Here is a 15,272-nt window from a genome sequence, read left to right on the forward strand (position 1 = left end):
ATTCTCAGTGTCAAACACTTATTTGGAATTAATTCCTACTTTCTAAAAGTAGAAGCGAATCATCGCTTAAAGCTAGTTGCCTTACTAACATTTCTCGCTGAAGCCTTGTGGCGTCTGCCGTGTCAGTGAGGCGGCATTATAGAGATGCCGCTCATATTGGCAAGCAATAAATGCGTTTTTTATTAAAAAAAGAGGTTAAGCGAAGACATTTCAACCAAGGGCTTATTTATACCACTTTCACCCCAAGTTTCGAACAAATTACCCACAACGACCTGTGGATAACTACTCTCCACTATCAAAAAAGTAAGATAAACGAGCCCTAGGGTTTAGATACTCTCGAACTTGTTCAGGTAATTTGCTTGGATGAACGGCATTAACGATTTTGATCTCTTTAATAAAGAGGTCAATGATCGGAGCTTGGGTTCTTGGCACGCTAGGATCATAGATAAGTACATTTGGATAAAGCATATGTTTAGCGTTAACGGATATCACAATCCCAATCGAGTCATTTGAAAGCTGTACTACAGTTCCTGGTGGATAGACTCCCATGAACTTAACTAACAGCCCCAAGTTATCTTGGCTATATAGATGCTTGCAGCTCTTATATAGGTGGGACAGTGCCAAATACGGGATCATTTGTTGAGATTGCGTTTTACCATGGCAAAGGTTATCAAATGCATTAGCCACGGCGACTATCTTGGCAAATTCATCAATCTCATGTTCTTTTAAGCCCTCGGGGTAGCCAGAACCATCATTCATCTCATGATGTTGAGCGATCACCTTTTTAGCACTTTCAGGAAAGTCATCAATTGCCGATACAATATCCGCACCGTATTTAGTATGAAGCTTCAGGTAGTTCTCTTCTGGCACCGTTAGTGCACTCTGCTTTCTTAGTATCGCGACTGGTATTTTGATCTTGCCTACATCGTGAAACAACGCTGCGAATGAGAGGTCTTTCAATTGCTGTGTGTTATAGCCTTTGGCCTTTCCTATCATCAGTGCAACAACCGAAACATTTAGAGTATGAAAGTAAATATCTTCGAAATCTGCTTTAGCATTCATAAGGTGCAAGGTGACGTTATCATCGCTCACTAGAGTTTCAACGATATCATCAACAAGAGCCTTAACCTCCCCTACCGCATCTAAAGGTCTGTTACGGATCTTGGTCATCACAGATCGCATTCGAGCAAGCGAACGTTCAAACTCTCTCTCACAATGACTCACCCTGCGGCGGTAAGAGCTAAGGGTTTCGATACGCTCATGCTTATCTTTCCACATTCTTTCCGTTTCAAGGCTTACCTGTGAATCAATATCGACTTCTTGTTCACCTACGTGATTAACAGGTAAAGGTGAGGTATCACTTTGACTCAGGTTTATATAGACGTGCTTAATCCCAAGATGTCGAATTACTTTTACTTGAGCGTCATCTTTGATTTTAAAGCTGTTGAATAAAAATGGGTGTTCATTCCATTTTACGGGGAGTCGTATATGCAGACCGGGCTGAATGCGATCTACGGTAATCTTTATGCTGCCCATTTTTATATATAATATTGATGATTAATCTCTATTTATAATTCTAATAAAACCAAGCAGCAATTTCACTATCCAATTTCACAGGCTCAACTTAAAGAGTCGCAGTGCACCATCCAGCGTATACCGAATTTATCTTCTACTTTGCCAAATCGAGCCCCCCAAAAAGTATCTGCGAGTGGAGTCATTATCCGCCCTCCCTTCTTGAGCTTTTCAAAGATTTGTTCTTGAGTCGCGGTATCTTCAGTCACAAGAGAGAGAGCGAGGTTGTTGCCTTCAAGTTCTTTTGCCTTAACACCATCAGACATCATCAGCTTCATACCAAACGCTTCGAACTCAGCATGCATAACCCAATCAGGTTGAGCGCCCTCGATTACCTGTGGTGCATCACTAAAAAGCTGCTTAGATAAAACCACACCACCAAAGCACTTGTGATAAAAATCCAACGCTTCATTACAACGACCATCAAAAAACAAGTAAGGGGTTACTGTCAGCATATCTATCTCCTCTGTTAGTCCTTTAAACATAGACAATAGAAAAGAGAATGACAGGTAACATCATGATTTAAGATAATTAATTCATTATCAGATCGAATAGCGAAGGGAAATTATGAGATTTATGAGTGAAACATCAAGATCTGTCTGATTGAAGAGCAACTGCAACGACACGCCGGATTTCAAATTCACATACGTCCAAAACATAGAAAGGTCGCTATAAAAGCGACCTTTCTATGTTTGGTACCGATAGGCGGACTGATTGGACAGGCATTCTTGCCGCCACCGTGAAGGCAATGCTTCCTATACCCCACAACAAAGCCCCGATTTTCATCTAGGCTTTGTCATTTAAATATGGTGCCGGTAGGTGACTTGACTGGGCTTGCATCCAAGCCGACACGCTGGATTTAAAATTCACAAACGCCCAAAGCGACCTTTCTATGTTTGGTACCGGTAGGCGGACTGATTGGACAGGCATTCCTGCCGCCACCGCGAAGGCAACGCTTCCTATATCCCAGATACAACAAAGCCCCGACTTTCGTCGAGGCTTTGTCATTTAAATATGGTACCGGTAGGCGGACTTGAACCGCCACGCCCGAAGGCAACGGATTTTGAATCCGTCGTGTATACCAATTTCACCATACCGGCATTATCTTGGGGCATTGCCCTTTCGATGTTTGGCATTATACGTATGCGAACTGATGTGGCAAGTATAAAAACTTGAATTCATGTGTGTTTGCCGATAATTTCGCCACTAAGTCATAAGCTGTGCGTCATGTCTCTTTTCAGGCTAAGCCTTAAACTATATTCTGACGCCTCAATTTTTAAAGAAGTAATAACACATGACATCAACAAACACTCTGCCACCAGCAGGAGTCATGCGCCGATTTGGTGCCTTGTTCTACGACGCTCTGATCGTAATCGCTATTGAAATGTTGGCGGCTGGCGTCATTGTCGCTCTACTGCACGCGCTCATGGCTCTCGGCATTTTTAACCACAGCGGTTATGCCGATGTTAGTGACTTCTTAACCAACCATCCGATTTGGAGCCCTGCATATACCTTTTACTTAGTCGCCGTTTGGGTATATTTCTTCGTGTTCTTCTGGACTAGAGCTGGTCAAACTCTCGGCATGAGAGCTTGGAAGCTGCGCGTTCAAAACAAAGATGGCTCAGCGCTCACAGTAACTCAGGCGCTGATTCGTTTAGGTACTTCAGGTTTTGGACTGGCAAACCTATGTGTTCCATTCGATCCTGAAAAACGTGGCTTTCACGATATCTGGGCAAAGACCGAAGTCGTTGTGTTACCACAAGCACGATAATGTGATTTAAGTTAGCTCCAATCAAGATCAAAAAAGGAAGGCGTTATGCCTTCCTTTTTACTATTTACAGTTTCCGCCTCAAGAGCATGATGGCAATTCCAAGGAACACCACGCTCGGGGCTATTGCGCCAAAGGCGGGTGGTATTTGATAAACCAAACTCACTGGGCCAAAGAACTCACTGGATATATAGAAGGTAAAGCCAGCAATAACACCTGACAAAATCCTCGCACCCATGGTCACACTACGCAAAGGACCAAAGATAAACGACAGTGCCATCAACATCATAACCGCGATCGAAATTGGCTGGGTTATCTTTCTCCACAGCGCCAATTCATAGCGTGATGCATCTTGCTCTGACGCCTTCAGATAAGAAACATAATCATACAACCCACTTAACGATAGCTCTTCTGGTTTAACCGTTACTATCGCCAACTTATCTGGAGCTAATGACGTTTCCCAAGAGTAAGTCGGTAAACTTTCTTTAGTAATTTGAAGTTCGTTTTCAAAAGACGTGATCTCTACATCCTTCATCGTCCACACGTTGTCTCCAACGTAATCAACTTCGTCAGAATAAATAGCGGTTTTAAGTGCCTTGTTTTCATCAAAGCGCCACATGTTCATTCCATATAGCTTCTGGTCATCGATTTTGACAATGAAGATGAAGTCATTGGCATCACGAGCCCAGACACCACTTTGCGTCGAAATAATATTACCACCAGCAATCGAGATAGTTCTTAAATCACGAGCCATTTTCTGCGCTTGCGGTGCTCCCCATTGACCAAGCAATGTCACCACGATCATCAGTGGAATAGCTGTTTTAAGTACTGATAGGCCGATATCTAACTTAGAGAAACCAGCTGCCTGCATAACGACAAGCTCAGAACTTGCAGCAAGCATACCAAGCCCTATCAATGCGCCAAGCAATGCAGCCATTGGAAAGAACATTTCGATATCACGAGGGATACTCAATAAAACGAAATACAGCGCTTGTAATAGATCGTATGTACCACGGCCAACTTTTCTTAGCTGTTCTACATATTTGATGATCCCAGAGAGGCCAACAAACGTCACCAATACCAGTGACGTCGTTGCGATGATGGTTCTGCCTATATATAAATCGAGAATCTTAAACACGGCTTAAGCCAACCTCTTATTCTTGAATTTTTCTTTCAAACGCCTTACTGGCACGCTATCCATAAAGTTGGCACCAATCGCGACAAATAACAATAACGCATTGATTGGCCACATGCCGATTACCGCAGGAATGCTCCCCTCTTCGATTGAAGACTTGGTTGCACTGATTGCTAAGAAATAGGTGAGATAAATCAGTATTGCTGGGCCGATTTTCGCAAAACGACCTTGTCGAGGGTTTACCGCAGACAGTGGCACGACAAGCATGGTCAACAATGGAATACAAAGTACCAAAGAAATACGCCACTGCAACTCTGCTTTCGCACTATTATTTGAGTTACCAATCAGTTCAAGCGTAGGGATCGCTTCCCAGTCTCGACCTTTCTTCTCAACTTCACGCTGACCAATCAGGCCTTCGTATTCTTCAAAGTGCGTCACCCTGTAGTCGAGGCGAGTCGGAATGCCTTCATGACGAGTACCATCGTACATTACGATCACTTGGCGACCATCACTGAGCTCTTTTACATCACCTGACTTCGAGAACATCACACTTGGCAGTACAGAATCACGCGGACGCATTTGAGCTACGAACACGTTTTCTAACTTATTACCGTCGATATCATCAATAAACACGACAGAAGAGCCATCCGGCGTACCTTCAAACTTACCTTTTGGTAGCAAATCAACGCTGTTCTCTGCAGCTACTTCTTCATACATTTGTTCAACTTTGTCTTGTGACCAAGGAGATAACCAAAATGAGTTAAAGGCTGCAACAGATGCCGTAATTAAAGCGAGGTAAAGCGCAGATTGGATCAGGAATTTATTACCGATACCGGTGGCGTTCATGACCACTATTTCACTTTCAGCGTAAAGGCGGCCAAAAGTAAGCAAAATACCAATATAGATACTGAGTGGAAGCATCAATAGGCCCATCGCTGGCATATTTAAGCCAACAATCGACAATATAAGACTCGCAGGGATATCACCATCAGAGGCATCCGCTAAAACACTGATGAATTTTTGGCTGAGAAACACGAGAAAGAGAACAAAAAAGATCGCAAATTGGCTCTTGATTGTCTCGCGGATCAAATATCTAACAATAATCACGCTCAAATTACCTATACAAAACTTGTTTTTTTGATTGAATCACTATAATTTCCCGTTGAACCTTTTATTTTTTTAAATTTTTAGCTAAGTGTTAGCGTTCTTCTTTAAGGTTAGTTCCATTATAGGATCCAACAAGTAAGAACCCATTATCTAACATTTAGTTCGATTTGTCTTCAGGATGTAGGAGTACGCATGGAGTTCAGTGTAAAAAGTGGCAGCCCAGAGAAACAGCGCAGCGCATGTATCGTTGTCGGTGTATTCGAACCGCGCCGCCTTTCTCCAGTAGCCGAGCAATTAGATAAGATTAGCGATGGCTACATTAGTTCACTGCTTCGTCGCGGTGATCTAGAGGGTAAACCTGGCCAGATGCTACTACTGCATCAAGTACCTGGTGTACTTTCAGAACGTGTTCTACTGGTAGGCTGTGGTAAAGAACGTGAGCTAGGCGAGCGTCAATACAAAGAAATTATCCAAAAAACCATCAGTACACTAAACGAAACAGGTTCTATGGAAGCTGTATGTTTCCTTACAGAACTTCACGTTAAAGGTCGCGACACTTATTGGAAAGTTCGCCAAGCGGTAGAAGCGACTAAAGATGGTCTTTACACATTTGACCAATTCAAGAGCAACAAGCCAGAGACTCGTCGCCCACTACGTAAATTGGTATTCAATGTACCAACACGTCGCGAATTGAGCCTGGGTGAGAAAGCAATCTCTCACGGCCTTGCTATTGCTTCAGGTGTAAAAGCGTCTAAAGATCTAGGCAACATGCCACCAAACATCGCAAACCCTGCTTACCTTGCTTCTCAAGCTCGTCGTTTAGCCGACGATTACGAGACAGTGAAGACTAAGATCATTGGCGAAGAAGAGATGGAAAAACTGGGTATGACATCATACCTAGCAGTTGGCCGTGGCTCTAAAAATGAATCGATGATGTCTATCATGGAATACAAAGGCGCTCCGGATCCAGATGCGAAGCCGATTGTATTAGTAGGTAAAGGTCTGACTTTCGATTCAGGCGGTATCTCGCTTAAGCCTGGTGAAGGCATGGATGAGATGAAGTACGACATGTGTGGTGCGGCGTCTGTATTCGGTACAATGAAAGCACTGGCTAAGCTGAACCTGCCTATTAACGTGGTTGGTATCCTAGCCGGTTGTGAAAACATGCCGGGCAGCAATGCTTACCGTCCAGGTGATATCCTAACGACAATGTCAGGCCAAACGGTTGAAGTACTCAACACTGATGCTGAAGGTCGCTTGGTTCTATGTGATGCTCTAACTTACGTTGAGCGTTTTGAACCTGACTGTGTTGTCGATGTTGCTACGCTAACTGGCGCATGTGTTATCGCTCTAGGTCACCACATCAGTGGCGTTCTATCGAACCACAACCCACTTTCTCACGAACTTGTTAATGCTTCTGAGCAAGCAAGTGACCGTGCATGGCGTCTACCTATGGCAGACGAGTACCATGAGCAGCTAAACAGCCCATTCGCTGATATGGCGAACATCGGTGGCCGTCCTGGCGGCACAATTACTGCTGGTTGCTTCCTGTCTAAATTCACTAAGAAGTACCACTGGGCACACATCGACAGTGCTGGTACTGCTTGGAAGTCAGGCGCAGCGAAAGGCTCGACAGGTCGTCCTGTCTCAATGCTAGTCCAATTCTTATTGAACCGCAGCGGCCAAGAGACTGAAGAGCAATCTTCAAAATAATAAAAAGGGCCTACGGGCCCTTTTTTAATAAGCGCTATTTGTTAGACCCTGTTAACCAAGTAACATTGATATCCACGATTTTCAGTTCGAGTATTAAGTATGCAGACTGCTACATTTTACATTGTGCCTTCAGACAGCCCGCAAGCCAGCGAAGATGGTTTTGCTCACTATGTGCTGTTTCTTGCTCAGCACTTTGCGAAACAAGGCGCTAAACTTTACCTCAACTGTAATGACAAAGAGCATGCCGAGCGTATTGCTGAAGTTTTCTGGCAAGTCGAGCCCAGTGAGTTTATTGCGCACAACTTGGTTGGCGAAGGCCCGAAGTATTCAACCAACATCGAAATTGGCTATCAAGGCGTAAAACATAATTGGAATCGTCAGCTCGTAATTAATCTGGCCGATAATCATACAACCTTTGCGAACGCCTTTGCTCAGGTGATAGACTTCGTCCCTTGCGAAGAAAAAGCTAAGCAACTCGCTCGAGAAAGGTATAAAATTTACCGTCAGGCTGGATATCAGCTACAAACTATCGAGATTCAACATCCATAGTCAAACCTCATAGTTAAAGCTATCTTTGGATTTAGATTCAAGAAGCTTCACTTATGAAGTTTGACCACGATTAACCATTCACAGTATCCGTTTAAGAGCACTATGGAAAAGACATACAACCCAACATCAATCGAACAAGCTCTGTATAAGACTTGGGAAGAGAAAGGCTACTTTAAGCCACACGGTGACACATCAAAAGAAGCTTACAGCATCATGATCCCGCCACCGAACGTCACTGGCAGCCTACACATGGGTCACGCGTTCCAAGATACGATCATGGATACGCTTATCCGTGCTCAACGTATGAAAGGCAAAAACACGCTTTGGCAAGTGGGTACTGACCACGCTGGTATCGCAACTCAAATGGTTGTTGAGCGTAAGATTGCTGCTGAAGAAGGCAAAACAAAACACGACTACGGGCGTGAAGCTTTCATCGACAAGATCTGGGAATGGAAAGGTGAATCAGGTGGCACGATCACTCAACAACTTCGTCGTCTTGGTGCGTCTGTAGATTGGGATCGTGAACGATTCACTATGGATGACGGCCTATCGGCTGCGACTCAAGAAGTGTTTGTTCGTCTATACGAAGAAGACCTAATCTACCGTGGTAAGCGTCTAGTAAACTGGGATCCTAAACTGCACACTGCAATCTCGGATCTTGAAGTTGAAAACAAAGACAAAAAAGGTTTCATGTGGCACTTCCGCTACCCGCTAGCGAACGGTGTTAAAACGGCTGATGGTAAAGACTACATCGTTGTTGCGACTACTCGTCCAGAAACCATGCTTGGCGATACTGGTGTTGCTGTTAACCCAGAAGATCCTCGTTACAAAGATCTTATCGGCAAAGAAATCCTACTTCCTGTTGTAAACCGTCTTATCCCTATCGTAGGCGATGAGCACGCAGACATGGAAAAAGGCACGGGTTGTGTGAAGATCACTCCAGCTCATGACTTTAACGATTACGAAGTGGGTAAGCGCAACAACCTACCAATGATCAACATCCTAACGTTCAACGCTGATATCCGTGATGCTGCTGAAGTCTTCACAACGAACGGCGAAGAAAGCGATGTTTACTCAACAGATATCCCCGCTAAGTACCAAGGCATGGAGCGTTTTGCTGCACGTAAAGCTATCGTTGCTGAATTCGATGAGCTTGGTCTTCTTGAAGAGATCAAAGATCACGACCTAACTGTCCCTTACGGCGACCGTGGTGGCGTGGTTATCGAACCAATGCTGACTGACCAATGGTACGTGCGTACAGCACCTCTTGCTGAGCCAGCAGTTAAAGCGGTTGAAGATGGCCAAATCCAATTCGTACCTAAACAATACGAAAACATGTACTTCGCGTGGATGCGTGACGTGCAAGACTGGTGTATCTCTCGTCAACTTTGGTGGGGACATCGTATCCCAGCATGGTACGACAACGATGGTAAAGTTTACGTAGGTCGCACTGAAGAAGAAGTTCGTGAAAAGAACAACCTAGCGCCTGTTGTTGTGCTTAAGCAAGACGACGACGTACTGGATACTTGGTTCTCTTCTGCACTTTGGACGTTCGGCACACAAGGCTGGCCTGAAGATACTGAAGCACTGAAAACATTCCACCCATCTGAAGTACTAGTATCTGGTTTTGATATTATCTTCTTCTGGGTTGCTCGTATGATCATGATGACCATGCACTTCGTGAAAGACGAAGATGGCAAGGCTCAAGTACCTTTCAAAACTGTTTACATGACGGGTCTTATCCGTGATGAAAACGGCGACAAGATGTCTAAGTCGAAAGGTAACGTACTTGACCCAATCGACATGATTGACGGCATCGGCCTTGAAGAGCTAGTAGAAAAGCGTTGTGGCAACATGATGCAACCTAAACTGGCTGCTAAGATCGAAAAAGCGACACGTAAGACTTTCGAAAACGGTATCGAACCATACGGTACTGACGCACTGCGTTTCACTCTTGCTGCTATGGCTTCAACTGGCCGTGACATCAACTGGGATATGAAGCGTCTTGAAGGTTACCGTAACTTCTGTAACAAGCTATGGAACGCAAGCCGTTACGTACTAATGAACACAGAAGAGCACGACTGTGGCATGTCACTGTCTGTAGAAGACCGTGCCAACATGGAATTCTCTCTAGCAGACAAGTGGATTGAGTCTCAGTTTGAAGTTGCTGCGAAAGAGTTTAACGCTCACCTAGACAACTACCGTCTAGACATGGCAGCAAACACACTTTACGAATTCATCTGGAACCAATTCTGTGACTGGTACTTAGAGCTAACTAAACCTGTTCTTTGGAAAGGTACTGAAGCTCAACAACAAGCGACTCGTTTCACGCTTATCACGGTTCTTGAGAAGACTCTGCGTCTTGCTCACCCTGTTCTTCCTTACATCACTGAATCTATCTGGCAGAGCGTTAAGCCGCTAGTAGACGGCGTTGAAGGCGAGACAATCATGACTCAAGCGCTTCCTCAGTTTAATGAAGCTAACTTCAATGCTGAGATCGTTGACGACATCGAATGGGTTAAGACTTTCATCACTGCTATCCGTAACCTACGTGCGGAATACGACATTGCACCAAGCCAAGGCTTAGAAGTAATGATCAAGGTTGCTGATGAGAAAGATGCCGCTCGTATCGAAGCGAACAAGATCGTTCTTACTTCTCTAGCTAAGCTAGACGATATTAAAGTTCTAGCTGATGGTGAAGAGACTCCTGCTTGTGCAACTAAACTGGTTGGCAAATCTGAGTTGATGATCCCAATGGCGGGTCTTATCGACAAAGATGCAGAGCTTGCTCGTCTAGATAAAGAAGTCGCTAAGACTCACGGCGAGATTAAACGTATCGAAGGTAAGCTAGGTAACGAAGGTTTCGTTGCTAAAGCACCAGAAGCAGTTATCGCGAAAGAGCGTGAAAAGCTTGAAGGCTACAAGGAAACTCTTGTTAAGCTTGAAGAGCAAAAAGCGACAATCGCTGCGCTTTAAAACCGAGTGAACGAGAAGGCTTCAAACTTCTCGGTCTAAATAGAAAGGTTGGTCTTGGTGACCAGCCTTTTTTTATGTCCCTGATTCCAATATTCCAATGCTTCTCACTCTAGCCGCACTGATTGATAGGTTTCATCTATCAAATTAATCTCTACTTCCCATTATACTTAATGATAATAATTCTCAATAATAGACCTATCGAAACAACACAACGATTGAGTAATTATCATGAAAAAGACACTAACCTTTGCTGCATTACATTTTACTATCGCATTTAGTGTCGCTTATGTACTAACAGGCGACATCTTAATTGGTAGCTTAATCGCTATGATTGAGCCCTCTGTCAATACTGTTGCCTTCTATTTTCATGAAAAGGCGTGGGCTCAAGTTCCAGCGCTTAAAGCTCGTCAGTGGATGACCAAATTAAAAACAGCAAGCTTTGCTAGCATCCATTTTAGTGTTGCCTTTACCGTGGTCTACTTGTTGACTGGAGATGCTTTCATCGGCGGTGTGATGGCCTTGCTAGAGCCAACTTTAAATACCGTTGCTTACTACTTCCACGAGAAAGTCTGGTTACGTAAATCAGGCGACCAAATGGCACAACAACAATTCTGTTTGCACCAACATGCTTAGTCACCATATATTGGGTCACATATTAGTGACCCTTTCATAGGCAGATCATGGAACAAATTGCTGAGTTCACCCTTAGACCCATTACACCGCAAGACAACCCAAGCATCGCACAAATCATTCGCCAAGTTTCGGCTGAGCATGGACTCACAGAAGATAAAGGTTATGGCGTGGCCGATCCAACACTCGATGATATGTACTCTGTCTATAGCCAAGCGAATGCAATGTACTGGGTTATCGAACACAACGGAAAGATCGTCGGAGGCGGTGGCTTTGCCCCTCTAGCAGGTAAACCCAATGTGTGTGAGCTACAAAAGATGTACTTCTTACCGCAAACTCGAGGGCATGGCCTAGCCAAGCGAATTGTCGCTTTGAGCTTAAAGCAAGCCAAGCAACTTGGGTATCAACACATGTATTTAGAAACGACGAAGTGCTTGGGTGCTGCGGTCAAACTCTATGAGAAGCTTGGGTTTGAGCATCTTGAGTCAGCTTGGGGAGAAACAGGCCACGACGCTTGTGAGGTTGTCATGGCCAAGTCGTTATAAGCAGAATGCGCCGCTATAGCGAAAGAAGATAACGCTAAAATATACGGAGTTAACGTAGAAAGTTACTGACGCAAGAAGTTGGGTTCAAGGCAACAAAAGAACTCTCTTCTTGCCCATCAAGTACCACTTCTAATGGGTATAGATACTTGGGGTTAGGATTCTCAATATCAAAAATGATAGGAGCTTCGACCTGGAACACGACGCCAGTATGTTCAGCGCGTACATCAATCGGCATCACGAGAGTCATACCATTAAACTTGATGGATGCCGATACTAACCCCGCCTTTAGCGTTTGATAGATAACATCCACTTTAAACTCACAGCCACCACCGTGGTGCCAGATCTGCTCTGTGACAACTTGCTCTAGCTTGACGTTTCGAACGAACTGCAGGTATGGCGCTTGCCAAATCCCGATGCGTGAATCAGATTTAGCGATAGCCTGTGAAGATACAGAGTCATCCATGTCTTCTTCAAGCAATAGGCTCTCCTCTTCTTCAAGGAAAAGGATCTCGAAACGGTTTCGGCCGGACTGCATATAAGGACGGATATCTTTACGGTATTCAGCTTGGCTACCATCACAATCAAAAACAGCCACACCATTAAGTCGAACTTCAGCAAAATAATCGACTCCAGCCATCACTAACTCAACAAATGGACACGCTAACATAGCGTCATCCACTTCGATGTCGTGCATCAGGTGCCACTCTTGCTCTGCAATTTGACTTTCACTCAAGCTATCAGGGAGCTTTGAGCTTAACGGAGCCGGAAAGGTGATGTCATCTTGTGGGATAGAGAGATCCGTCAGTGGCGAAATTTGCCAAAGACCATCGAGAAGCAACCGCATATCATTCCTTGAGCTAGATCAATTTTGACCGCATTATAATGAATGAATGCATATAAAGACATTTATTTTTCTGAGGGTAAAAAAATGCCAGCTCGAGGCTGGCATTTTTTAAAATTGGGAAAGAATTACTCTTCGCCTTCATCATCTTCGTCTGGGTAGATAGCATCTTCACCTTCGTAGTAAGTGCCCCAACCGTCGTAGATAATGTCAAACTTCTCTGCAAGGTTTACAAGCTTCTCAACTTGCTCATCAATCGCTTCTGCATTCAGAGTACATTGCATCGTTGCATCACAACAAAGTAGCTTATTGCCATCTTCGTCTTCTGTCTCTTCAGCTTCAAGCACTTCAAAGCCCATTTTGAATGCTTCAACAACCGCTTTCTCAAGCACATCGAAATCTTCAGCAAATAGGTGATGCTCGATATCGTATAGAGCTTCAGGATCGCTACCATCTTCAATTAATGCTGTAATGATGTCGCGAGTCTCTTCCTTTTGAAATTCAATTAATTCCGCTACTGATAGATATTCATCTTCGTGAGACATGTGTCTGCTCCAGAGTGTTGACTATGAAAAGATCAAATTTGATTGCCACGAAATATGGCACGGATCGTCCAGAAAAGCCACCCAGATCAGGCCTAGAAAGGTAAGTTTATCGCGAGATCGCAGCGCCAATATCAATTCAAAAGTGAAATCAAAATCACAGAAACAAATTTTCAACATTTTATTAACTGCGCCGTATTTTAGCATTTCGTTTTTGTGGCCACTTTAGGGCTTATTGAATAAAACTTGCGTGATTAGTCACGTTAGGTGCATACGCTAAACCGCTTTTGGGGTGCATAAATCCTCAGCTTGTTATCAAAAAGTGCATAATAGTGAATAAAAAATCACGATTAATAAGCAAAATTCAATTCTAACAAGCCACGAATTGAGCATAGATCCTCAAAAACGTTGTTCCGTTCGATAGCCAGTTAGTTGGAATTTAATCTGTATAAACTTAAAAATCACAGGTTTTATGACCAATTATTACCCAAATACCTTGTATTAACTCAATCTACAAAACTTGCATATTACGGACAAGCTTGTCATAAATAGACGCTGGATTAATAGTAAGGATGCAAAATGAGTAAGCTGTACGTTGGCTCCGAAGTCGGTCAATTGAGACGAGTTCTCCTAAATAGACCTGAAAGAGCACTCACCCACCTCACCCCTTCAAACTGTCATGATCTTCTATTTGATGATGTACTTGCCGTTGAAGCCGCTGGTGAAGAACATGATGCCTTTGCAGAAACGCTGCGCAGCCAAGACGTAGAAGTACTACTGCTGCATGACCTGCTAGTAGAAACGCTTGCCGTATCTCAGGCTCGTGAGTGGTTGCTGAATACTCAAATCTCAGATTTCCGTTATGGGCCGACTTTCGCCCGTGACTTAAGAAACTACCTTGCTCAAATGGATAATGAGCATCTAGCAACGATCTTACTCGGTGGCTTGGCCTACTCTGAGCTTCCTATCAAATCATCATCGATGCTGCCTAAAATGCATCGACCACTCGATTTCGTTATCGAGCCACTGCCTAACCACCTATTTACGCGAGATACTTCTTGCTGGGTTTACGGTGGTGTATCGCTTAACCCAATGATGAAGCCTGCACGTCAACGTGAAACGAACCACCTGCGTGCTATCTACCGCTGGCACCCAGTGTTCGCAGGCCAAGATTTCATTAAGTACTTTGGTGACGAAGACCTTCACTACGACAACGCTAACATTGAAGGCGGTGACGTACTGGTTATCGGTAAAGGTGCGGTACTGGTTGGTATTTCAGAGCGTACGAAACCACAAGGTGTCGAAAACCTAGCGGCTAGCCTATTTAGATCAGGCCAAGCGAGCGAAGTGATTGCGATCGATCTACCAAAACACCGCTCTTGTATGCACCTTGATACGGTGATGACACACATGGATATCGACACGTTCTCTGTCTATCCAGAGATCGTTCGTAAAGACCTCGACACTTGGCGCTTAACGCCAAAAGAAAACGGCGAAATGCGTGTCGAGAAAGCTGAAAACTACCTGTCAGCGATTGAAGGCGCACTAGGCCTTGATCAACTGAAGATCATCACTACCGGCGGTGATAACTACGAAGCTGAGCGTGAACAGTGGAATGACGCTAACAACGTACTGACAGTGAAACCTGGTACCGTGATTGGTTATGAGCGTAATGTTTACACCAATGAGAAATACGACAAAGCGGGTATCGAAGTTCTAACGATTCCTGGCAACGAGCTAGGCCGTGGTCGTGGCGGCGCGCGCTGTATGAGTTGCCCTATCGAAAGAGACGGTATCTAAGTCAAAGAGCTCAGTCAAACAGACTCAATAGTCTTATCTAGGCCAGTATTCATTTACTGGCCTTTTTTATCAAATTGTCCCGTCCTGAAATGTG

13 protein-coding genes and 1 tRNA gene are annotated in these 15,272 nt (G+C 44.2%); 7 read left to right on the plus strand and 7 right to left on the minus strand.

Going from position 1 to position 15,272, the window contains the following annotated elements; genetic code table 11:
• Positions 1 to 282: 282 nt before the first annotated feature.
• The 3 genes from AB4274_RS20445 to AB4274_RS20455 form a co-directional block, all read right to left on the minus strand.
• Positions 283 to 1,536 (minus strand): HD-GYP domain-containing protein, encoded by a 1,254-nt coding sequence (locus AB4274_RS20445; RefSeq protein ID WP_017063746.1) that lies wholly within the window; start codon positions 1,534 to 1,536, stop codon positions 283 to 285.
• A gap of 83 nt (positions 1,537 to 1,619) precedes the next feature.
• The gene (locus AB4274_RS20450) at positions 1,620 to 2,027 is read right to left on the minus strand and encodes a VOC family protein (protein ID WP_017055297.1); all 408 of its coding nucleotides are present in this window, start codon (positions 2,025 to 2,027) and stop codon (positions 1,620 to 1,622) included.
• A 560-nt stretch (positions 2,028 to 2,587) separates the two neighbouring features.
• A tRNA-Leu gene (locus AB4274_RS20455) sits at positions 2,588 to 2,672 on the minus strand.
• A 194-nt stretch (positions 2,673 to 2,866) separates the two neighbouring features.
• Between AB4274_RS20455 and AB4274_RS20460 the strand changes: the two genes are divergently transcribed.
• On the plus strand, positions 2,867 to 3,343 hold the full coding sequence (locus AB4274_RS20460) for an RDD family protein (RefSeq protein WP_102394274.1): 477 nt from the start codon (positions 2,867 to 2,869) through the stop codon (positions 3,341 to 3,343).
• Positions 3,344 to 3,407: 64 nt separating this feature from the next.
• Here the strand turns inward: AB4274_RS20460 and lptG are convergent, their stop codons facing one another.
• Positions 3,408 to 4,478, minus strand: coding sequence for an LPS export ABC transporter permease LptG (lptG, locus tag AB4274_RS20465; RefSeq protein WP_017058938.1), 1,071 nt, complete (start codon positions 4,476 to 4,478; stop codon positions 3,408 to 3,410).
• A gap of 3 nt (positions 4,479 to 4,481) precedes the next feature.
• A complete protein-coding gene (gene lptF, locus AB4274_RS20470) occupies positions 4,482 to 5,582 on the minus strand; it encodes an LPS export ABC transporter permease LptF (protein ID WP_017058937.1) in 1,101 nt (366 codons plus the stop codon).
• 192 nt (positions 5,583 to 5,774) lie between these two features.
• Between lptF and pepA the strand changes: the two genes are divergently transcribed.
• The 5 genes from pepA (at position 5,775) to AB4274_RS20495 (ending at position 11,995) form a co-directional block, all read left to right on the plus strand.
• Positions 5,775 to 7,295: a leucyl aminopeptidase gene (gene pepA, locus AB4274_RS20475; protein WP_017058936.1), complete on the plus strand. Its 1,521-nt coding sequence runs from the start codon at positions 5,775 to 5,777 to the stop codon at positions 7,293 to 7,295.
• 99 nt (positions 7,296 to 7,394) lie between these two features.
• Positions 7,395 to 7,844 carry a DNA polymerase III subunit chi gene (locus AB4274_RS20480; protein ID WP_017071288.1) on the plus strand — a complete coding sequence of 150 codons (450 nt, stop codon included), beginning with the start codon at positions 7,395 to 7,397 and terminating at the stop codon, positions 7,842 to 7,844.
• A gap of 102 nt (positions 7,845 to 7,946) precedes the next feature.
• On the plus strand, positions 7,947 to 10,820 hold the full coding sequence (locus AB4274_RS20485; protein WP_372113061.1) for a valine--tRNA ligase: 2,874 nt from the start codon (positions 7,947 to 7,949) through the stop codon (positions 10,818 to 10,820).
• A 228-nt stretch (positions 10,821 to 11,048) separates the two neighbouring features.
• Positions 11,049 to 11,453: a DUF2061 domain-containing protein gene (locus AB4274_RS20490; protein WP_102320268.1), complete on the plus strand. Its 405-nt coding sequence runs from the start codon at positions 11,049 to 11,051 to the stop codon at positions 11,451 to 11,453.
• Between the two features lie 47 nt (positions 11,454 to 11,500).
• Positions 11,501 to 11,995 carry a GNAT family N-acetyltransferase gene (locus AB4274_RS20495; protein ID WP_017066666.1) on the plus strand — a complete coding sequence of 165 codons (495 nt, stop codon included), beginning with the start codon at positions 11,501 to 11,503 and terminating at the stop codon, positions 11,993 to 11,995.
• 49 nt (positions 11,996 to 12,044) lie between these two features.
• Here AB4274_RS20495 and AB4274_RS20500 read toward each other — a convergent pair whose 3' ends face one another.
• The gene (locus tag AB4274_RS20500; RefSeq protein ID WP_017058931.1) at positions 12,045 to 12,839 is read right to left on the minus strand and encodes a glycosyl hydrolase 2 galactose-binding domain-containing protein; all 795 of its coding nucleotides are present in this window, start codon (positions 12,837 to 12,839) and stop codon (positions 12,045 to 12,047) included.
• A 125-nt stretch (positions 12,840 to 12,964) separates the two neighbouring features.
• Positions 12,965 to 13,381 carry a ribonuclease E inhibitor RraB gene (rraB, locus tag AB4274_RS20505; protein WP_017058930.1) on the minus strand — a complete coding sequence of 139 codons (417 nt, stop codon included), beginning with the start codon at positions 13,379 to 13,381 and terminating at the stop codon, positions 12,965 to 12,967.
• Between the two features lie 576 nt (positions 13,382 to 13,957).
• On the opposite strand from rraB, the gene arcA reads away from it, so the two are divergent.
• The gene (gene arcA, locus AB4274_RS20510) at positions 13,958 to 15,178 is read left to right on the plus strand and encodes an arginine deiminase (protein ID WP_017069412.1); all 1,221 of its coding nucleotides are present in this window, start codon (positions 13,958 to 13,960) and stop codon (positions 15,176 to 15,178) included.
• Positions 15,179 to 15,272: the final 94 nt, after the last annotated feature.

It is taken from the genome of Vibrio sp. 10N.261.55.A10 (genome assembly GCF_041470825.1).
Taxonomy (GTDB): Bacteria; Pseudomonadota; Gammaproteobacteria; order Enterobacterales; family Vibrionaceae; genus Vibrio; species Vibrio crassostreae_C.

Excerpts from the sequence above, each read along its gene's own strand:
- rraB (WP_017058930.1), bottom strand. The coding sequence starts at position 13,381 with ATGTCTCACGAAGATGAATATCTATCAGTAGCGGAATTAATTGAATTT.
- AB4274_RS20485 (WP_372113061.1), top strand. The coding sequence starts at position 7,947 with ATGGAAAAGACATACAACCCAACATCAATCGAACAAGCTCTGTATAAG.
- AB4274_RS20500 (WP_017058931.1), bottom strand. The coding sequence starts at position 12,839 with ATGCGGTTGCTTCTCGATGGTCTTTGGCAAATTTCGCCACTGACGGAT.
- AB4274_RS20480 (WP_017071288.1), top strand. The coding sequence starts at position 7,395 with ATGCAGACTGCTACATTTTACATTGTGCCTTCAGACAGCCCGCAAGCC.
- AB4274_RS20495 (WP_017066666.1), top strand. The coding sequence starts at position 11,501 with ATGGAACAAATTGCTGAGTTCACCCTTAGACCCATTACACCGCAAGAC.
- pepA (WP_017058936.1), top strand. The coding sequence starts at position 5,775 with ATGGAGTTCAGTGTAAAAAGTGGCAGCCCAGAGAAACAGCGCAGCGCA.
- AB4274_RS20460 (WP_102394274.1), top strand. The coding sequence starts at position 2,867 with ATGACATCAACAAACACTCTGCCACCAGCAGGAGTCATGCGCCGATTT.
- AB4274_RS20445 (WP_017063746.1), bottom strand. The coding sequence starts at position 1,536 with ATGGGCAGCATAAAGATTACCGTAGATCGCATTCAGCCCGGTCTGCAT.
- arcA (WP_017069412.1), top strand. The coding sequence starts at position 13,958 with ATGAGTAAGCTGTACGTTGGCTCCGAAGTCGGTCAATTGAGACGAGTT.
- AB4274_RS20450 (WP_017055297.1), bottom strand. The coding sequence starts at position 2,027 with ATGCTGACAGTAACCCCTTACTTGTTTTTTGATGGTCGTTGTAATGAA.
- AB4274_RS20490 (WP_102320268.1), top strand. The coding sequence starts at position 11,049 with ATGAAAAAGACACTAACCTTTGCTGCATTACATTTTACTATCGCATTT.